Raw genomic sequence first — 21,530 nt, forward strand, 5'->3', positions numbered from 1 at the left:
GAAGAAAAAAGATTCCGCTAGCTAGACAAAGGAGATTGAAGGTGTAGTGGTAACTGCACTAGGTATTAAAAGAGAGAAAAAAACAATTGGATATGCAACCTCACAGGTAAATGGAGATGATTTAAAAAAATCAGGAGAGACAAATATCATCCAGGGACTGGCGGGAAAAGCTGCTGGGATTCAAGTTACAGGGTCTTCTGGTACTCCAGGAGCATCAAGTAAGATTTTGATTAGAGGTCAAAAGTCAATTAATCTGTCAAGCCAGCCTATTATAGTTTTAGATGGTCAGGTTATTGATAACTCTGTTAACAATAATGCAGGGCAAGGTAGTAATTTGGCTGGAGTAGATGATTCCAACAGAGCTATTGATATCAATCCGGATGATATTGAAAGTGTATCAATTTTAAAAGGTGGTGCGGCCGCAGCCTTATATGGCGAGAATGCTAGAAATGGTGTGATTATTTATACAAGTAAGAAAGGGAGAATGAGAAAAGGGATTGGAATTGATTTCTCTACAGCTGTATCTTTTGATATGATTACCCGCTTGCCAAAACTTCAAAAAACCTATGCTGCCGGAACTAATGGAGTCACTTATATTGAACCAGCTCAGTATGGGTCTGATGGCCATGCTATCACAGGAGGAACTAACCAAAGTTGGGGACCATTAATTTCAAGTGTATCCGGCTTAAAAGCTTATGATAATGCTAAAAACTTCTTTGAAACAGGGACTACACAAAATTATAACCTGGCATTTTCAGGCAGTGGTGATTATGGTAATTTCAGAGCATCATTTGGACATATTGATCAAACGGGGATTATTCCAAATACCTCACTTAAAAAGACAAATTTTGGTGTTAATGCTGAATTTAAGTTAAGCGATAAATTAAAAGCTGGAGCTGATGTAAAGTATTCAAACACAACTGGTTTAAGAGCTCAGAAAGGAAGCAATGCTGCTGGAGTAATGCTATCTTTGCTCAGAACACCTGCAACATACGATCTTAGAGATTATCAGACTGTACAAGGATATAATAAAAATTATTTTGCAGCCTATGATAATCCATATTATACAGTATATAATAATCCATATAAGGACGAGACAAACAGATCTATCATTAGTGGTCATTTAACTTACAATTATAATAAAGCTCTGAATATCTTGTTAAGAGCGGGAGTTGATACCTATACAACTCATGCTCAGCAGAATTATTCATATTCAAGTAATGGTAATTCAACGGCAGACGGTACGGGTCAGATAGTTGTAGATACTTACACACAAAGTCAGTACAATTTAGATTTAATCTTTAGCGGGTTAATCAACTTTACTGATCATATTAATTTGAATTATAATCTGGGAGGTCAGATACTTTCTAAATTTGGAAATGATCAATACACTCAGGGATCTACAATGTTGGAACCTAACCAATTCAATCTTTCTAACTTTACTACCTTTCTTTCTAATAATGCAGATTCCAAACAAATTAAAAGAGGAATATTTGCTTCAGCAGAATTAGGATTTTATGACCAGTTTTATTTAACATTAACAGGTAGAAATGATTGGAGCAGTACATTGCCAAAACAAAATAGTTCCTATTTTTATCCTTCTGTTTCAGGATCTTGGTTGTTTAACAAGACATTAAATTTACCAATGTGGGTTAATTTAGGAAAAGTAAGAGTAGCTTATGCGAAAACTTTTGCATCTGCTAATCCATACAATATTGTTAACACTTATGGAACTCCCACCTATTTTGATACATTTGGTCCGCAATTAACTTCTCCATATATGGGGGTTGGAGCTTATGGACTAACTACCATTGCGAAAAATCCAAATTTAAAGCCTGAGCGAAACGACGAATTTGAAGTTGGTTTAGAATTGGAATTATTTAAGAGATTGCGCCTAAATGCGAGTGCTTATAAATCAACCAACTACGATCTACTCATCCAGGCTCCGGTTGCGCCATCTTCCGGTTACCAGAATTATTTCACCAATGGTCCTACAGTCGAAAATAAAGGTATAGAAGTAGAATTAGGATATGATATTCTTAAAAATCAAAACTTTAGCTAGAGTGTAAACCTTAACTGGGCTAAAAACGTAAATAAGGTAGTTGAAATACAAGACAATTTAAATTACTCTACCGAGGGAGTTGATGTCTTTTCAGGAAATGTTGTTCCTGCCGTTATTAAAGGTGAACCTTTGGGAGTATTTTATGGAACAGCTTGGGAAAGAGATCCGGCTGGTAATTTAATTATAGGATCTGATGGTTTACCATTAGTTTCTGCACAATCTCAAATTATTGGAAATCCTAATCCAGACTGGTTAGGAGGAATCAGAAATAATTTCAGTTATAAAAACTGGTCTTTAAGCTTCTTATTAGATGTACGTAAAGGTGGAGATATTTGGAACGGAACATTAGCGAGATTACATAGATTAGGAATGACACAAGCTTCTGCTGATGACAGATCAGCTATGTATACAATACCAGGTGTTACTGAAACTGGAGCTCCTAATACGATAGCAATTAATAACAAACAGTACTATTCAAGCTTTTTAGGAGATGGGTCAGGTAGCGTGAATGAACAACAGATGGAAAGAGATATAAATTGGCTTAGGCTAAGAGATGTAAGTTTATCATATAATTTTGGTAAAATTTTGTCCAATACTAAAACTCTATCTTTTATAAGAGATGCTCAGGTTTCTTTTTCCGCTAGAAACTTATTTTTAATTACTAACTATAAGGTGTAGATCCCGAAACATCTATTGCCGGTGCAGGTTCTAATACCAATGGATTTGATTACTTCAATAATCCAGGGACAAAGAGTTATACAATGTCATTTAAATTCACTTTTTAATTATGAAAAAAATAATATACATACCTATAATTATTGCTGGATTATTTCTCAATTCTTGCCAGCATGAGCTAGATACGTTTAATAATGATCCCAATAATCCTACAGAAGTTACTTCTCCTAAAACTCTATTTACAGGTGCTGCAATAGGAACAATTAGTAATTCAGCAGGTAATCTTACAAGACAAATAAGTTTGTTTACTCAGCATACCAATGGTAATCAGTTTCAGTCATTAGATTATACCAATTATTTTTTAACAGAAATGGATAATGAAACAGATTGGTCTAATATCTATCAGACTGGGATAAACCTTCATCAGATAATCAATCAGTTTGGAGCTAAATATCCTTACTATTCAGGTATGGCTAAGATTTTATTAGCTTTAAATATCGGATATGCAACTGATGCATGGGGTGATGTGCCTTTTTCAGAAGCGTTTCAGGGAGTGAAGAATTTCTCTCCTAAATATGATTCTCAGCAAAATGTTATTGCGCAAATTCAAAGCTATTTGGATAGTGCAATTGTGGATTTAGCAAAGCCGGAAAGTGCTAATTTAGGTTTACCCGGAGGTGATGATATCTTTTACGGAGGAGATACAGATAAATGGAAAAAATTAGCTATGCAATTAAAGCAAGATATGCCCTAAGACTTACTCAGAGAGAAGGTAGTACTGTTGCTGCAGAGAAAGCCTTAAATTATTTAAAAAATTCTTTTAGTTCTAAGAATGATAATTTAATAGCTAAGTTTGATGGGGGAAATAATCAAAATCTTTGGTTCGGGTTTAATAATCAAAGATCAGGTTATATGTCTATGGGGAAATATTTTGTAGATCTTTTACAGAATTATAATGACCCAAGACTACCTTACTATGCTGAATTAAATACATCCGGTGGTTATTCTGGGTCAGCTCCAGAAGATAGTGATGTAGATGCTTCACCATTTGGAAATTATTTTGCAGGAAGTGCAAGTACATCGAATATAATATTTAGTTATAGTGAAATAAAATTCATAGAAGCTGAAGCACAATTCAGATTAGGAAATACTGCAGATGCTCAAACCGCTCTTAAAGCTGCTGTAAGTTCATCTTTAGTAGATGTTACAGGTGCAGATCACCCTGATTTTGCTACTACGGCTTCGGCAACAGTATCATTACAGAATATCATCACTCAAAAATATTCTGCCCTGTTTACTACAATGGAACCCTATAATGATTGGAGACGTACAGGCTTTCCTGTATTAACACCTAATCAGAATAGTCAATCTAAAAAAATACCTTTGAGATTAATAACTCCTAAAGCTGAAAGAACATTAAATAGCAATGCTGTAGTTGTAAGTGATGTGAATATACCAGTTTGGTGGGATAACTAAGACCATTTAAATTTTTAACCGCCTTCGGGCGGTTTTTTTATTTCCGTATATTTGTATTTCAAAATTTTGATACAAGCAGGCTATTCCATGTGGCCCCTTAAAAAAGTAATATATACACATGAATATTAAAGATAGTATAGAAAAGAAACTTGCAGAGGTTATTTTAAATGTATATCAGTTAAAAGAAATCAATCTGGAAGTTCAGGAAAATAAAACTGAATTTGAAGGCGACTTTACCATTGTTACATTTCCATTGGTAAAACAGCTTAAGAAAAATCCGGAAAGAATCGGTGTTGAACTGGGAGAAGCTTTAACTGAGCAGTCTGATCTGTTCGAAAGCTTTAATGTGGTGAAAGGATTTCTTAATGTTAAGGTACAGAACCAGCTGTTTGTGGATAACTTCAGATCTGTGAGTAATGATTTTGATACAATTGAAAAGAAAAATTCTACTGTAATGGTGGAATATTCTTCTCCAAATACCAATAAACCGCTTCACTTAGGACATGTCAGAAATAACCTCTTAGGGTTTTCTGTAGCTCAGATCTTGAAAGAAGCTGGCTATGATGTGATTAAAGCTCAGATCATCAACGACAGAGGGATTCATATCTGCAAATCTATGCTGGCCTGGGAGAAGTTCGGACATGGAGAGACTCCAGAAACAACGAATACAAAAGGAGATAAATTTGTCGGAAACTACTACGTGGAATTTGATAAGAATTACAAAAAAGAAATTGCAGAACTTGTAGACCAGGGAATAGAAGAAGAACAGGCTAAAAAAGATGCTCCGCTGATCAAAGAAGCTCAGAAAATGCTTGTAGACTGGGAAAACGGAGATCAGCAGGTAAGAGACCTTTGGAACGAAATGAATTCATGGGTTTATAAAGGATTCAATGAGACATATCAAAGACTAGGAGTAGATTTTGACCAGGTTCAATACGAAAGCAACACCTATATTTTAGGAAAAGATCTCATCCAGGAAGGATTGGACAAAGGTATTCTTTATCAAAAAGAAGATGGTTCCGTATGGTGTGATCTTACCGATGAGGGGCTTGATCAGAAGCTTTTGCTTCGTTCAGACGGAACTTCGGTTTATATGACTCAGGATTTAGGAACAGCTGTAGAGCGTTTTAAGGAGAATAATATCCAAAAGCTGATCTATACGGTAGGAAACGAGCAGGATTATCACTTCCAGGTTTTATTTAAAATCATGAAAAAGTTAGGATATCCATGGGCAGATCAATTGTTCCATCTTTCTTACGGAATGGTAGAGCTTCCTGAAGGTAAGATGAAATCCCGAGAAGGAACCGTGGTAGATGCAGATGATCTCATGCAGGAAATGTATGGAACAGCAAAATCCATCACTACAGAACTAGGAAAACTGGAAGGGCTTTCTGAAAAAGAAAAAGAATTTTCTTACGAGGTAATAGGATTAGCTGCTTTGAAGTATTTTATGCTAAAAGTAGATCCAAAGAAAAAAATGATGTTTAATCCTGCTGAAAGTGTGGAATTTTCAGGAAATACAGGTCCGTTTATTCTTTATACCTATGCACGTATTCAATCGTTGCTGTCAAAGGCTGATGTAGATTACAATGAAGTTTCTGATGTAACCTTAAATCAATACGAGAAAGAACTGATCATGTTATTGACAAACTACAAAACTGTGGTTGCAAAATCAGCAGAAGCATTAAGTCCTGCTTTAGTAGCGAACTATGTTTATGATCTGGTTAAATCTTATAATTCATTCTATCAGAGTAATATCATTCTGAAACTGGAAGATGAAAAATTAAAACAATTCCGTTTAAATTTATCTGACCTGACAGCTAAAACGATCAAAAAATCATTAGCATTGCTCGGTATCGGAACCGTAGACAGAATGTAAAAAAAATAAAGCCTCCTAAAATTTTGGGAGGCTGTTTTTTTGATGTAAAAATGTATTAATAATCAAAAACTATTAGTACAATTGGAACTTGTATTCGGGAATTGTATCAACGCGCATCACGCATCCCGAACCTCTCCACGCGCTCTCAACTCACTTTCCCTTTTACTGTCTTTATAAAGCTTCGCGGCGCTCCATTTTGCATGCTTGGAAAGAACAACTTTATAACCTTTTTTGTAGTTATACACTTTTGTAAACACCGCTCCGAAAAATATAAGCATACAGGAATAATTAATCCACATCATAATTAAAATAACGGTTCCTGCCGCTCCAAAGGTAGAAGTAGGTTTAAAGTTACCAAAATACAGACTCAACAAAAATTTACCCAGTGTAAATAAAATGGTGGTCAGTAAAGCACCTTTCCATACAGGTTTCCAGCTGATTTTTATATCAGGAAGTACTTTGAACATTAACGCAAATAAGAGCATTACCAATCCAAAACCAATGGCAAAATTCACAAACTCTACAAGCATATAGGTTTCAAGACCAAAATAGCTGGTGATCCAGTTGTTAAACAAACTGATCAGTGAAGATAAAATCATGGTGATCATCAGTAAAAAACCTAGAATAAGAATCATTCCTAATGAGTTGGCTCTGTCCAAAAGAAATTTCACCAATGCCTTTTTAGGAGCTGCTTCAACGTCCCAAAGCGCATTTAAAGTATGCTGCAGCTGGAAAAATAAAGTAGTGGAACCAAAAACTAACGATCCGATTCCTACAATTTTCATAAAAATATTCTGCTTGTCAATAAGTGCTCCCGCAATCATCCCTTCAATACTTTTAGCAACGTCTTTTCCCATCAATCCGCCGATTTGGTTACTGATCTCGCCACGGATAGCTTCTTCACCGAAAAAATTTCCTGCAATCCATATAATGATAATCAATAGTCCGGGGATAGAAAATATCGCATAATAGGCAAGGCTTGCCGAATCTTTTGATGCGGAAGAATCATTCCACTCAGTAAAGGTATCTTTCAGTACCTCCCAGAAAAACTTGATGGTATTGATCATATTAGAAAGGATATCCGATGGCTATATTTAAAATTAAATTATCTTTTCTCCATTGTGAATCTCCGAAGTTGATTCGGTTAAATGCCCATCGGTCTCCTTTTTCATAATAAGGAACACGCAATGGCATAGCAAGATCCAGTCTTAAAATTAAGATAGAAAAATCAAGTCTTAGGCCAACTCCGGCCCCCACTGCAATTTCACTTAAAAATTCTTTCGAAAATTTAGCACCAGGTCTTTGAGCGTCTTCGTTAATTAACCATACATTTCCAGCATCTGCGAATACAGCAACATTTAAAAACTTATAAAGGTTAGCACGGTATTCCGCATTAAGTTCTAACTTGATATCTCCGGACTGATCAAAATAATAACCTGACTTTATTGTTCTCGGATCAAAACTTCCGGGGCCTAATGTTCTGGCACGGAATGCTCTTACGCTGTTGCTCCCTCCTGAAAAGAACTGTTTGGAGAAAGGAATGTTTTCTGAATTCCCGTAAGGATAAGCTACTCCGCCTATAAATCTTGTAGCTAAAGATGTTTTCTCTGTGAACTTATGATAAAGCCTGAAGTCATTCTCCATTTTAGCATATTGACTGAAAGGAATTCCGAAGATCTTTTTTTCTTTTCCTTTTTCAACATTAGCACCGGTTACCAAACCTGTAATATTTCCTGCTAAATCCAATGTCCCTTTATAATAAATGGTAGTGGGTTTAGACAGCATTGTATTGGTATATGTATAAGAATAGGTAGGTCCAAAAATAAGCTGTTTTTGAACAACTCTTTGCATGGCATCACTGTTAGCCGATATAGAATCATACAAAGCGGTAACCTTGGCAGGAGAAACCAATGTTACATCCAATAGTTTCAGATCATGTTCCTTTCTCACATTTTCCTTCCATAAATAACCAAATGATGCACTGAACGTATTAAGCGTATAATATTCGGTACGGTTCTGGAATTCAAATCCTAAATTGATATTCGTTCTCGGAACAAAAGCACTTGAAGAATTAAAACGGAAAGGTGCTACAATTCTTGGAATTGAAAGCTGAACATTCGTTCCTGCACGGAAAAGATTCTTTGCATTTTCCTGGCCTCCCATCTGGAAATCAAAAGCTCCGTAAACGGACGCCTTAAACTGTTCGGCTCCTCTGAAAAAATTTCTGTGCGTCCAGTTCAGATTTAATTCACTCCCCGCATAATTGGCGGAATTGGTTCTTCCTAAAGCTTCCAGCCTCAGCGACTGAATTTGTCTCGGGGTCAGTAAATAATAAGCATCAAACTGATGTTTTAAGGAATCCGAAACAATGAATTCATTTTTCACAAATTTAAAAACGCCCAGACTGATCAGGCGGTTAAGCGTAAGATTGTGATTGGAACGGTTATAAAGATCCCCTTTCTTAAAATACAGAGCTCTGTCGAAAATCTTAGGTTTGAATTTGTTCTGGGGATCAATTATATAAATGTCATTGTATGCATATTTAGAAAGTGAATCCGTATTCATCGGAACACTGTATTTGCCTCTTTTTACATCCTGGATATTATAATTCGGAAATACAATGACCTTGTCAATACTGAACTGCTCCGTTGCCAAATCGGGAGTATTTTCTTTTAATTTTACGTTAAGTTCAACCTTGTGGTTTTTACTTACCGTACTGTCTGCCTGAACAATAATATTATCAGGATTGAAATAATAAAACCCTCTTTCTTTTAAGCCATCATCAATACGCTCTCTTTCATTTTTAATCACATCAAGATCAAAAGGTTTTCCGGGTTTAAGTAAAGTTTTATCCGTTAAACTTTGAATTTCTCTATTGACAAGCGAAGAATCCTGCTGAAACTTAACATTACTGATGAAGTATCTTGAGCCCGGCCTTACAGTATAAATTACCTTTGCCTTTTTGTTCTTGGAAACCGTATCATAGGTAGCTCTGGCATTGAAATAGCCTTTGTTTTCAGAATAGTTTTCAATGATCTTTCTGTTGAATTCGCGATCTACATCTCCTAACAGAACAGGTTTTTCACCCGCCTTATATTTCAGCCAGTAATTGAATCCTTTATCTTTTTTAGGCTCTTTGGCGATATTATAAAAATACAGCCTCGGACGCAGTCCCAATATGGTGGAATTGGGTTTAGGAACCAGATTTTCCTCTAATGCAGACTGAAGCTCATTTTTCTCCTTTTTGGAAATAGTATCATTCTCTATCTTCACTTCCCCTCCTACATAAAGCATCTGACCTTCCTTCAGGAATTTTGTATTGCTGCATGAGAAAGTAACAGCCGCAAATCCTGAAACAAATAGGTATTTCCAATATATATTAAATCTGATTTTCATTATTTAAATTCTACTACCTGGTTATTTTTGTTTTCTTTTTTACGTCTGTCCTTCTTGGATTTTTGAAAAATCTCCCGGAATTTATCATAGTCTAAAGTGATGATGAATCCTAATCCCGTTTCTATAATCTGTCCCTGAAGAGCTACCTGATATTCATCCTTACGATACGCCCGAAGCATATACCTTCCGTCTTTTGAAAGGCTGTAGTCTATCGTGACATTTCCTGCAATATTTGTTGTATTTTCGTTTTGACGCGCTTCACCTTCCAGGGCAAAATTACTTCCCACTGAAACTTTCAGCCTGTCATTCAGCAATTTTTTGCTCACTCCTACATTCAGATCCGTTCTTGTATTTTTTGTTCCGCTTGAATAATCTTCAGAAGAATCAAGACCCAAGTCAATATCAACTCCTTTGATCAGGCCAGAAGCCAGATTGTTCAGCTGCTGCGACAGAATTTTACTCACACTCTGTCTGGCCATCATCTCAGCTGACATTCCTGCGCCGGATTCAAACGGATTTTCTCCAATAAAACGGTTCAGCAGCAGAAGAGCAAAAACCTGCTTGTTCATTTCCGATTCCTGTGTTCTGAGCTGAGTAAGCTTTTGGTCTACAATATCAGTTACCGTTGAGGATACAGAATTGTTTTTCTCATCCGTAGTAATATCAAACGTGATTTGCGGTTTCAGAAGCTCACCTTTCATTTTTAACAAAGTATTGAAAGGTATTCTCTGCTTAAACTGATTCATTACGGACGCATCTTCACCGCTCACTTGCTGCTCAACGAGATCTATAGGCGGAGCTTCCGTTTTATAGACTGCGGTAATATCCATTGTTGCTGCGGTAGGCTCTCCGGTCCATGTGATCGTACTTCCTTTCTGGATATCAAACTTACGTTTCAGAAGACTTACAGAAAGTTCATAAGATCCTTTTTCCACTTCATACACTCCCACAAGAGTTGTCTTCCCCGACGGGTCTATTCCTCCGGTCAGTTCCGCTTCACCCTGAAGTTTTACAAAATCTCCGTTGGCTTTATCAATAACAATAGACAGTTTAGCTTCTTTGCTTACTTCAATATTTACACTTACATCCATTCCTTTGAAACGACTTTGTGCTTTCAGCGAATCGGCTTTGATGGTTTTATTTAAAACTACCTGGTCCTGGTCAATAAACTCTACAATTCCGTCTCTTTCCTGCAGGGAAGGGCTGGACTGCGGAAGGACAAAAGTGAAATCTGTATCATCAGACACCGACAGCCTGCCGTCAACTTTTGGAAGATCTAAATTTCCTCTGATATGAAGTCCCGCATCAATCGCAAGAATTCCATACATCATCGCATCATTGGATTTTTCTGAATTGACCACCTTGAAGTCTTTCGCATTCACATCAAGATTGAATGCAAAATCCCTGTAAGTCTGGGTAAGAATCTGCCCGTTGATTACAAGAGAATTTCCATCCTTATCATTTATCCTAAACTTATTAAGCTCGATTCCTCGGTTTGTAAAATCAATTTCGTCATTCAATTTTCTGAAATCGCTGCCTGTTTTTGTAATTTCAAGACCAGCATCATTGAATTTTACTTTACCTAAAATATTTGGTTTATCTGTATTTCCAGTGATTTTTAAATTCCCTGAAAGATAGCCTTCTGTATTCGTTATCGCATTCATGGAAAAGCCCTGAACACTCTTCAGCTGGAGCTGGTTGATGGCCATATTCAGATCAAATGTACTGGAAGAAGTATTATAATCCCCAAGGATTTTTACATCGTTATTATTGCCGGAAAGAGCAACATCAGCATTTAAAATATTCGGTGAAGTGTTGTTCACTTTTACCGCCAGATTTCCAACAGGGCTTCCGTACACAATCAGGTCTGTAATATTCAGATCGGAAGTGAAGGTCATGTTTTTCGTGACATCCTTAAGCTGAGCTGTTCCGTTGATAGTTCCTTTTGCCAGAACCGTATCTTTTTTAATCAGTTCAGTAATCGTTTCAATTTTAAAATCTTTTAGTGAAACATTTAAAGGGCTGGTTGGGCGGTCGGTTTCAGACTGAAGCGATATCTCACTTCCGCCATTGGACAGGATAAAATGATCTGCTAAAATGCCCTGGCTGCTGATCTGGATTTTATTGTTTTCAGCAACATTCCAATCCGAGTAATTTAGCTTTAAACCATTTGGGTTCAGAGAAATTTCTGTAATATCATTCAACGATTTTGCATTTCCTGCAATGAGGAACTGAGTGGCGTCTTTGTCATCTTTCGTGGTAATATTGTAATTGATAATATTATTGGCAACATCTCCGTTTACTGCGATTTTTTTCAGGGTGAAACTGGAGCTTTTTAAAGAACCTGCATTGAGGCTGTACTGCAGCGCCTGGTTCTCATTAGTCACTTTTAAAGCAACGTTTTCCAAAGAATTTTCACCATATAACAATTGCGGGATTTGTCCATATATTTCTATTTTTTGGGAATCTGCATCATAATTTCCAGCTAAATTGATGGTTTCAAAGCTTTTCAGATCCGGAACAAACTTTCTGATCAGATCATCATTTTTGATCTTTGCATTGAATGTAAAAAACTGCCCCGGATCAATTTTCTGACCTTTTTCCGGCTTTTGGAACTGGTAATATTGATTAACCGTCTGCGTTAAAGCACCAAAAACCTGTGTCAGCTTATATTTCCCTTTTAAAGAAACATCAGCAACCTGAGAATTGAAAAGAATCTGCGTGGAATCCTGGGTGGAAGAAGCTTTCAGATTCACTTCCTGTACAGGGTAAACCTCTTTTGTATCTGAGAATGCAAAATCTTTCAGGTTTAGGTAACCGTTTAAAGCATCCGGATTGAGGCTCGAAAAATCACCGTCAATTTTTCCGGCAATAATCATTGGCTTTTCATAGAATCCAAGCTTATTCACATCAAGCTTAATCACTTCACCATTGATCTTAACCGTAGGATTTTTTTCGCTGTAGACTCCGGAAGCTATTAAATTCAGATTCGCATTCGGGTCTTTCGAGTTTAAAACAATATTGTAGACTCCACGGTTTATTTTACCCGTTAAATCCATATTCTGGTAACGGTATCCTTTGTAGACGGCAGATGCAACATGTCCTTTAAGGTTAGCTTTGGCATTCTTAAAATCAAAGCTTTCGCCTTTTGCTGAAATTTGTGCGGTAACAGGACCAATATCCTTATTTTGAATGATCTTTCCAACCTGGACAGCCTGGAGATTGGCTTTTACATCATACAGCTCTCGGTTTTTTCTGCTCATATCCACATTTGCCACGATGGCAGCATTTCCAAGGGTAGAGTAGAGGTTAAGGTCTGTCTTGATCACCTTAGTCGTTCCTTTTGCATTTCCTTTGATACTGAAATGAGAAGGAAGGGATATATTGGAAGGAATTGTATTTTTCGGAACCAGATTGTACACTGTTTTAGCTTCTGCTGAAAATTCTCCGATCCTAAGATCATAATTAAGGTTTTCAGGCTTCATCGCATTTGTGATTCTTCCTGATGCAGCAATTCTCAACTGATCCAGTCCTGAGACTTTAAGATCTTTGATCAGAAGGTCGTTCACCATTCCCTGAACATTGGCATTGACATGGAGGATAGCGTTTGGATATTTGTTGAAAGGAACCGTATTTCGTAAAGTAGGAACAATGTTTAAAATATCAGCGAAACCTATTTTGGAATCTTTAATATTGGCTGAAATTTTTACAGTGCCCGGGTTTGAAGTCAGCTGATCAATAGAATCATAATTTAAAATCACCTCATCACGGATCAGTGTCTTCGGGGTTTGCAGATAAAGATCCTTCAGGTAAGCCTGTTTTTCTGCATATACAAAATCTGTATTGAATTTCTGGATATTCAGCCCTCTTCCTTCCTGAATTTCTGCTGAATTTACTGTTCCTGCAAAAGTATTATTCTCCATTTTGAAGCGTCTTACCTCCACGTTCATTTTAGAAAAATTCATATGGTTGAAATCCATTCCCTGTTTGGTGGGAGCAATCGCTGTGTTATTGTAAACGGCTTTCACATCATTAAGGACAAGTTTTCCAAGAAGCAGCTTCATGGCTTTATCTTTGTCTGAAACTTTTGAAACTTGAGGTTTTTTCTGATCTTTAGGATTGGCGTCCTGTGCAGGAAGATACAGGTTGGCATTAATATCTGCCCCGGAAAGAAAAACATTGGAAATATTATAGGAATTATTCTCAAGATCAAGCTTATTGACCTTCGTACTTAATTCTTTGAACAGAACTTTAGCAAAAGTTTTGGTGTTATCGTCACCGTAATCAATATTGAAATTGGTAAGCTTTATTCCTCTGAGACCAATACTCATCGGCTTTTTGTCATTAAGTGAATCTACCTTTTTCTCTACTTTTTTAGAGACTTCTTCAACAAGATCCTGCTTTAATTTTAATCTCAGTCCGTCCAGATTGATATCATTAACGGCATAGGTGTTTTTGTTGAGGTCAAAAGTTTTAACCCTTGTGTCAAATGATTTGAAATAGAGCTGAATATCATTCCTCGACTGCTGGTCGTTGAACGTCACTCCGATATCTTTTAAATTGATCTTATCCAGGGAAATAATAAACGGTTTGGAAGGACTTTCTTCCTTATCGCTGGTCGCAAAAGCATTAATAATATAATCGAAATTGAAAGTCCCGTTGGGTTTTCGTACTACATTGGCGCGGGCTCCTTCAAGATCTACCGACGTAATATCAGCAGTGGAACTGATAAGCTTCAGCATATTTAAGCCAACATCCAGTTTTTTTACGGCAAGAAGTGTATCTACATCCTGTCCTTTAAGATAAAGGTTTTCCATAATAAGGCTGTTCGGGAAGCCTATATTCACCCTTTCCAAGCTTACTTTGGTCTTGATTTTTTTCTCAAGATATACAACCAGTTTGTCTTTGATGAAGTTCTGAACGACAGGAAGCCTTAAGCTAAATATCAGAAGGGTAAGAAAAACCAATATTGAAATAAAGGTTATTGCAATACGCTTTAAGAGCTTTCTTTTGTTAATTTTCAGTTTCAAATGCGATTAGGTTTCAAACAAAGATAAGAATACTATTTTATAAGTTCCTTGTTGTGGTATCCTACTAGCAATACAAAAATCCTGCCTTGGCTGCCTTATTATGGAATTTAGTTTAGTAGTTGTCAAGTGAATCAGTTGATAAAGACAACCAAGGTTTGGATTTTTTCTTTAAAAGCCCCCTTTTAATCATTTTTAATGTTGAAAAGGTTAGCAAAAATGAAATTCAAATGTTAGAGAGGTTTCAAAGGGGGCAGAGATATATGGAGATAATAAATTTTGTTAATTGTTTGCGTTTTCCCATTTTACTTCCTCACCCTGAGGAGCTGCACCGCCCTGAGCCGGAGTGATAGGAGCCGTTTCCTGGTTGATGTGATAGATATAGGCCGCAATTTTTTCAGCATCTCTTCCGCTGATAGTTCCTTCTTTTATAAATGGTCGCATCGTAGGATTATTGGGAGAGCCGTTTTCAAGCATCCAGAAAACATTTTTAAACAGGCTTTTTTCTTTGATATTGATCCAGTGCGTATCCGTAAGGTTCGGGCCGATACCTCCTTTTCCTCCGTCACCGTGGCAGGTTACACAGTTGGTTTTGAAAAGCTCCTGACCTTCTGCGATATGGTCTGCACTGTATTTTGCGGTTTCCAGATCGATCTGGGGTGCTGTTTTTTCATATTCTGCTATGGATGCCAGCATTGTTTTTACTTCTTTATCATATTCTGCTTCAGGATGGGCATATTCTGTAAAGGCAAAGGCTGTCATATAGACCACGCAAAAAATACATCCGAACCAGAAAAGACCTATCCACCATTTAGGCAGTGAGTTGTCAAGCTCCGTGATTCCGTCAAAACCGTGGTCGATCAAAATATCTTTTTCTTCGGTAGCAGATTGTTTTTTGAACGCTGAATTCCAAAGTTTCTGGTAATACGGAATGCTTTTTTCAGCCAAATATTCTTTCTTTTCCTCTTCGGACAGCCTGCTGAAACTTTCATTTTCCACCAGATCTCCGATAGAGTTCATGATCAGGAGAAGAATGACAGCGATCACAATAAGCGCCCAGAAAAACGGCGAGGAAAAATAACCTGAGTCTCCGGCGAACATTTCAAACGCCATGATCGTTAAGCCTATCGTTGTTGCGATATATATTGAAATTGGGGTTCTCTTTTTCATTACAGTCAATTTTAAAGGTTATTCAGCATTTGCGGTCTGGATCTGTGTCGTTTTAATATCGGTTCCCAATCTTTGCAGATAGGCGATCATCGCTATAATTTCTCTCTGCTCAAGCGGTACATGAGATGCACCTTTTGCTGTTTTTTCTTTTTCCATCTGGTCTTTCACATCTGTGGCCTCGGAATAAATTCTCTGTACAATGGCTTTAGACTGGTTGTCTGCCCATTGGTTTGCAGAATCTATTTCAGCCTTTGAATAAGGTACATCGAAAGCATTTTTCATTAATCTCATCTTGGCAACCATTTGAGTACGGTCCAGTTTATTTGTAATCAACCACGGAAAACGCGGCATAATGGAACCTGCAGATGTAATTCTTGGGTTGTACATATGTTTAAAGTGCCATGAATCCGGGTTTCTGCCACCTTCTCTGTGAAGATCCGGTCCTGTTCTCTTGGATCCCCATAAGAAAGGTCTGTCGTAAATAAATTCTCCGGCTTTGGAATACTGTCCGTTTTTACCTTCAAACCTTACGATTTCATCACGGAAAGGGCGGATCATCTGGGAGTGGCAGGAGTTACATCCTTCACGAACATATAAGTCTCTTCCTTCCAGCTCAAGTGGTGTGTATGGTTTTACAGCGGTAATCGTCGGAACGCTTTGTTTTAATGATAATGTTGGAACGATTTCTATTAATCCGCCGATAGCTACAGTGATGAAAGCCAGAATAGAAAGCAGCTTTGGAGTTCTTTCCAGCCAAAGGTGTACGCCCTCGCCTTGTTTTCTTGCAGTGCCGATATCCGCCAGTGCAGGAGCTTCTGCAGGAACTTCTTTCTGAAATGATCCTGATCTTACGGTTTTAATAACATTTATCACCATTAAAATAGCTCCTGAAAGATAAAGGATACCTCCTAAGAATCTCATTTTAAAGTAAGGAATGATTGCTGTTACCGTATCCAGCCAGTTTTTATACATTAAAGTACCATCCGGATTGAACTGTTTCCACATCAACCCCTGTGTGAATCCTGAGATATACATCGGAACTGCGTAAAAGATAATTCCTAATGTTCCCAGCCAGAAATGCCAGTTGGCTAATTTTTTAGACCATAGCGGTGTTCTCCACATGATAGGGATCAGGTAATAGACTACCCCGAAAGCCATGAATCCGTTCCATCCAAGCGCACCCAAATGTACGTGCCCGATTACCCAGTCTGTGTAGTGCCCGATTTTATTTAAAGATTTTGTAGCTAATAAAGGTCCTTCGAAAGTGGCCATCCCATAACACGTAATGGCTACCACAAAGAATTTAAGGATCGGGTTTTCTCTTACTTTATCCCAGGCACCTCTTAAGGTAAGAAGGCCGTTCAGCATTCCTCCCCATGATGGAGCGATAAGCATAATAGAGAATCCCGTACCTACGGCCTGAGCCCATGCCGGAAGCGCTGTATACTGAAGGTGGTGAGGGCCAGCCCAAAGGTATACGAAAATCAGCGACCAAAAGTGAATAATGGATAATTTATAGGAGAAGACAGGTCGCTGTGCCGCTTTCGGCATGAAATAGTACATCAGACCCAGCACCGGAGTTGTCAGTACGAATGCTACGGCATTGTGACCGTACCACCACTGTACAAGAGCATCTTTTACACCGGCATATACGGAATAGGATTTCCAGCTTGTGAATGACAGGGGAACTTCAAGATTATTAAAGATGTGCAGCATGGCCACGGCAATCCAGGTTGCGATGTAAAACCAGATGGCTACATAAAGGTGTCTTACCCTTCTTTTCGCAATGGTTCCGAACATATTGATTCCAAAAACAACCCATGAGAAAGTGATAAGGATGTCAATCGGCCATTCGTGTTCTGCATATTCCTTAGAAGTATTGATTCCCATTAAGAAAGTGATCACTACAGCGGCGATCATCAGCTGCCAGCTCCAGAAATGGATCCATGAAAGCGTGTCGCTGTACATTCTTGTTTTTAAAAGCCTCTGCATACTGTAGTAAGCACCGCAGAAGAAGGAATTACACACAAAAGCAAAAATAACGGCACTGGTATGGAGCATTCTTATCCTTCCGAATCCCATAGCACCCTGCGTGTTGATCAGGCCCTGGATATTTCCACTTCTCAAACTCTGGATTGTGGTATCATCCGTTCCGAATAAAAACTCTGGTAATTCAGGGTAGAAAAGCATCAGCGCGGCTGTAAGTCCCAGCAGAAAGCCGACCAGCCCGAATACGATAGTAGCATACAAGAATGCTCTGACAATATTATTGTCATAATTGAATTTTTGCGTCTCCATAATTCCAATTGTATTGTACCGAAAATATTTATCCTCTGAAATCAGATGGTATTGACCTTGATTTATATGAAAAAATAAATATCATGTAACGTGTATAATGTTTTGACAAAGGTATTTATTAACTTTGTGTAAGTCTAGTAGGTATCCTTCTAAACTATACCGAAAACTACTAAAACAAGAACGATGAAAGTATGTGGTCAAAATATCAGGAAAATCCGTAGAAGCAAAGACTTTACGCAGGAGTATATGGCTTTTGAGATGGGCATTTCCCAGAAGGCCTATTCTGACATTGAAAATTCTAAAGTGAAGATCAATCTGGAAATCCTGACGAAGATCTCCGATATCCTAGAAATTAAGCCTTCAGACATCTGCAGTATTTCTCACAAATGTGGAACAGACGGGAATGATGACCGCTATCAGTCGCTTTTGGAATACATGAAAAAGAATAATATTTCAATTCCGGAGGAATATCTGTAAAGAACACTCCATTTTATTTTTTAATTCTTTAAAACTGAATCTATTGAATTCTGTAGGCTTCATAGAAGTCAAATTTCTCTAAAGTTTTATATATTTAGGGCATAATTGATTTTATGAGCAGCGAACAGAAAACGGAGTCCAATGATGGGACTCTTGTCAGAGGATTAACCAACAGACATATTCAATTAATTGCCCTTGGAGGCGCCATAGGAACGGGACTGTTTCTAGGGATCGGTCCGGCAGCAGTTTTAGCGGGTCCTTCCGTTATTCTGGGATATGCTTTAGCAGGGATTATTGCATTTTTTATTATGCGCCAGCTGGGCGAAATGGTTGTTCAGGAACCTGTTTCCGGAAGTTTCAGTCATTTTGCCTATAAATACTGGGGGAATTTTCCCGGATTTGCTTCCGGCTGGAATTACTGGATCCTCTATATTCTGGTAAGTATGGCTGAATTGACGGCTATAGGCCATTATATTCACTTTTGGTGGCCCGAAATCCCACTCTGGGTTTCCAGTTTATTCTTTTTTATCATGATTACAGCCTTAAATCTGGCTTCTGTAAAAGTGTATGGGGAAACTGAATTCTGGTTTTCCATCATTAAAGTGGTAGCCATTATTGGGATGATCGTTTTTGGTATTTATTTATTATTAAGTGGTACCGGAGGTGATAAAGCGAGTATTTCAAATCTGTGGAATGACGGTGGATTTTTTCCCAAAGGTTTTTTTAATAAAGGGGAAGGCGGCTTTTCAGGACTGTTTGCAGCTATGGCAATGATCATGTTCTCTTTTGGTGGGCTGGAATTAATAGGGATCACGGCTGCTGAAGCTAAAAATCCTGAAAAGACGATTCCAAAAGCGACCAATCAGGTTATTTACAGGATTTTAATTTTCTATGTGGGTGCTTTGGTTATTTTATTTGCATTGAGCCCGTGGAGAGAGATTACCGAGGGGACGAGCCCTTTTGTCATGGTTTTCCAGAATTTAAATGGATTTGAATTTAATATCTTCGGAAAGGTGATCCAGTTCAATGTTTTAATTGCCAATATCCTTAATCTGATTGTTCTGACAGCGGCTTTATCAGTGTACAATAGCAGTGTTTACAGCAACAGCAGAATGCTTTTCGGATTGGCGCAGCAGGGGAATGCTCCAAAATTTTTAAAGAAACTGAATAAAAACAGTGTTCCTACCAACGCGATCCTGATCTCGTCCTGTTTTGCCGGAATCTGTATTATCATCAATAAACTGGTTCCCGAAAAAGCATTTGAGTATTTAATGGCTTTGGTGGTTTCTACTCTAATTATCAACTGGCTGATGATCTGCTATACCCATTTGAAATTCAGGAAAGAGAAAGACATAACGGGGGTGAAGACCTCATTTCCTTCCATATTTTATCCGGTTTCGAACTATATCTGTATTCTGTTTCTAGTCGCTATTTTGGTATTGATGAGCATTACAGGAATGGAAATTCAAGTTATTTTAATTCCGGTATGGCTGATTTTTCTGTTTCTGATGTTTAAACTGTATAAACCTAAAACTAAGTAGGAGCTAGGCGTTTACGGATGTTTTATTGATAACTGTAAAATAGATTTGTTTTAATAACATAAAGGATGGATTTTTATTTGTCCTTTTTTGTGTCCAATTAAAAAGCCATAATATATTTATGTTGCACTAAGAACTTTGCAAACATGCGTTTTGCATTACACCACTGAAGTGCAAAATGTAACAGTTGCCTTTCTCTCCAAAATTGTATAAATTACTTGAGTTTTTGAGCTTGACTTTATCAAACTAGAGTTTCACATCCAAACAGCAAATCCAAAACTTAACTTAGAACTTATGAAAATAATACACCCATTGAAATTTATTTTCTTTTTTTCATTAGTGTCAACCTTTTGTTTTGCACAGAGGTTCAGTTTTATTTATGAAACTAAATTCTTATCAGCTAAAGAAAAACCTGATGATATTTATAAGGATCATATGGTGCTGGATTTTGAGAATAATATTTCTATTTTCCGGGAATCAATGGCTAAAAAAGCGGATTCTCTGTCGTTCATTAATAAAAATGGAGGCTATAAAATGGGAGTTGAAAATCAATTTTACGTTAAAAAAGATTTGAATCATAATAAAGTAGAGAAAGTTATTACTTATTTACGTGCGAATTATCTTCTTCCTATTGATGAACCCTTAAACTGGAAAATTTTATCAGAACAAAAAACAATAGGAAAATATAAATCACAAAAAGCAGAAGTTAATTATGGCGGCAGAAACTGGATTGCCTGGTTTACATCTGAACTACCGTTTAATGATGGTCCTTATGTTTTTAATGGATTGCCCGGTTTAATCATTTCCATTGAAGATACAGAACATGATTACTCATTCAATTTAGTGCAAATAAAAAAAGGAGGCGACTGGTTTGATGCGAGGAAGAAAACCATTACCATCGATTGGGCAAAATATGATCGTCTGGGAAAATCCTATTATAATGACCCCTGGAATTCTAAAACCGCCAAAAAAGTAACCTTTACCGATCCTCAGGGAAATGAAAAAGATATAAATGAAATGATCAGAGAAGCGCAAAAAAATATTCTTGAAGAAAATAATCCTTTAGAGTTGAATCACAAAATCAACTATAAATAATAACTTCTGCCGGAACGGACCATCACTTTCGAACCGTTATTGTTTAATTTAATCTGCAATGAAAGCAAACTTTATTAATTTTCTTAAAACGCCAAAATATATAAAGATACTTTTGATCGCTATTTTAAATAAAAAAACCATCCTTAAAAAGGATGGTTTGTAGACCCACAGGGATTCGAACCCCGACTGACGGTACCAAAAACCGGAGTGCTACCGTTACACTATAGGTCTGCTTTATTTTTGGTGGTGCAAATCTACAATTTTTTTCTTTACACACAAAAACTGTTGCGAAAAAAGATAATTTAAAATAATAAAAAAAGACCTGATGTTATAAAAACAAAAACCACCCTTAAAAGGATGGTTTGTAGACCCACAGGGATTCGAACCCCGACTGACGGTACCAAAAACCGGAGTGCTACCGTTACACTATAGGTCTG

11 protein-coding genes, 2 tRNA genes and 1 pseudogene are annotated in these 21,530 nt (G+C 37.4%); 7 read left to right on the forward strand and 7 right to left on the reverse strand.

Features of this window, described 5'->3' with window-relative positions; translation table 11 throughout:
• Positions 1–34 precede the first annotated feature (34 nt).
• From ACMGDK_RS17815 to argS, 4 genes and pseudogenes are all read left to right on the forward strand, one after another.
• Positions 35–2,062, forward strand: coding sequence for a SusC/RagA family TonB-linked outer membrane protein (locus ACMGDK_RS17815; protein ID WP_436809220.1), 2,028 nt, complete (start codon positions 35–37; stop codon positions 2,060–2,062).
• 129 nt (positions 2,063–2,191) lie between these two features.
• Entirely contained in the window at positions 2,192–2,740 is a 549-nt protein-coding gene (locus ACMGDK_RS17820) for a hypothetical protein (protein ID WP_436809167.1), read from the forward strand.
• Positions 2,741–2,849: 109 nt separating this feature from the next.
• A pseudogene (locus tag ACMGDK_RS17825) lies at positions 2,850–4,213 on the forward strand (SusD/RagB family nutrient-binding outer membrane lipoprotein).
• Between the two features lie 118 nt (positions 4,214–4,331).
• Positions 4,332–6,092: an arginine--tRNA ligase gene (gene argS / locus ACMGDK_RS17830; protein WP_436809168.1), complete on the forward strand. Its 1,761-nt coding sequence runs from the start codon at positions 4,332–4,334 to the stop codon at positions 6,090–6,092.
• Positions 6,093–6,208: 116 nt separating this feature from the next.
• On the opposite strand, the gene ACMGDK_RS17835 is transcribed toward argS, so the two are convergent.
• The 5 genes from ACMGDK_RS17835 to ccoN all read right to left on the reverse strand — a co-directional run bounded on the left by ACMGDK_RS17835 (position 6,209) and on the right by ccoN (position 17,983).
• A complete protein-coding gene (locus ACMGDK_RS17835) occupies positions 6,209–7,159 on the reverse strand; it encodes a YihY/virulence factor BrkB family protein (protein WP_436809169.1) in 951 nt (316 codons plus the stop codon).
• A gap of 1 nt (position 7,160) precedes the next feature.
• Complete coding sequence (tamL, locus tag ACMGDK_RS17840; RefSeq protein WP_436809170.1) at positions 7,161–9,488, reverse strand: translocation and assembly module lipoprotein TamL; 2,328 nt, start codon at positions 9,486–9,488, stop codon at positions 7,161–7,163.
• Positions 9,488–14,518 carry a translocation/assembly module TamB domain-containing protein gene (locus ACMGDK_RS17845; RefSeq protein ID WP_436809171.1) on the reverse strand — a complete coding sequence of 1,677 codons (5,031 nt, stop codon included), beginning with the start codon at positions 14,516–14,518 and terminating at the stop codon, positions 9,488–9,490. Before ACMGDK_RS17845 ends, tamL begins: the two co-directional genes overlap by 1 nt.
• Positions 14,519–14,797: 279 nt before the next feature.
• Positions 14,798–15,685 carry a cbb3-type cytochrome c oxidase N-terminal domain-containing protein gene (locus ACMGDK_RS17850; RefSeq protein WP_436809172.1) on the reverse strand — a complete coding sequence of 296 codons (888 nt, stop codon included), beginning with the start codon at positions 15,683–15,685 and terminating at the stop codon, positions 14,798–14,800.
• A gap of 18 nt (positions 15,686–15,703) precedes the next feature.
• Positions 15,704–17,983, reverse strand: a complete 2,280-nt coding sequence (gene ccoN, locus ACMGDK_RS17855; RefSeq protein ID WP_436809173.1) for a cytochrome-c oxidase, cbb3-type subunit I — start codon at positions 17,981–17,983, stop codon at positions 15,704–15,706.
• Between the two features lie 183 nt (positions 17,984–18,166).
• Here ccoN and ACMGDK_RS17860 point away from each other — a divergent pair, with 183 nt between their 5' ends.
• From ACMGDK_RS17860 to ACMGDK_RS17870, 3 genes are all read left to right on the forward strand, one after another.
• On the forward strand, positions 18,167–18,460 hold the full coding sequence (locus ACMGDK_RS17860) for a helix-turn-helix domain-containing protein (protein ID WP_111955217.1): 294 nt from the start codon (positions 18,167–18,169) through the stop codon (positions 18,458–18,460).
• Between the two features lie 113 nt (positions 18,461–18,573).
• Positions 18,574–20,001 carry an amino acid permease gene (locus ACMGDK_RS17865; protein ID WP_436809174.1) on the forward strand — a complete coding sequence of 476 codons (1,428 nt, stop codon included), beginning with the start codon at positions 18,574–18,576 and terminating at the stop codon, positions 19,999–20,001.
• 291 nt (positions 20,002–20,292) lie between these two features.
• Positions 20,293–21,093, forward strand: a complete 801-nt coding sequence (locus tag ACMGDK_RS17870; RefSeq protein ID WP_436809175.1) for a GLPGLI family protein — start codon at positions 20,293–20,295, stop codon at positions 21,091–21,093.
• A 160-nt stretch (positions 21,094–21,253) separates the two neighbouring features.
• On the opposite strand, the gene ACMGDK_RS17875 is transcribed toward ACMGDK_RS17870, so the two are convergent.
• Together ACMGDK_RS17875 and ACMGDK_RS17880 are read right to left on the reverse strand one after the other, a co-directional pair.
• Positions 21,254–21,324: transfer RNA gene (locus tag ACMGDK_RS17875), tRNA-Gln, on the reverse strand.
• Positions 21,325–21,458: 134 nt separating this feature from the next.
• Positions 21,459–21,529, reverse strand: a tRNA-Gln gene (locus ACMGDK_RS17880).
• Position 21,530 lies beyond the last annotated feature (1 nt).

Source organism: Chryseobacterium hilariae, from assembly GCF_051400735.1.
GTDB lineage: Bacteria > Bacteroidota > Bacteroidia > Flavobacteriales > Weeksellaceae > Chryseobacterium.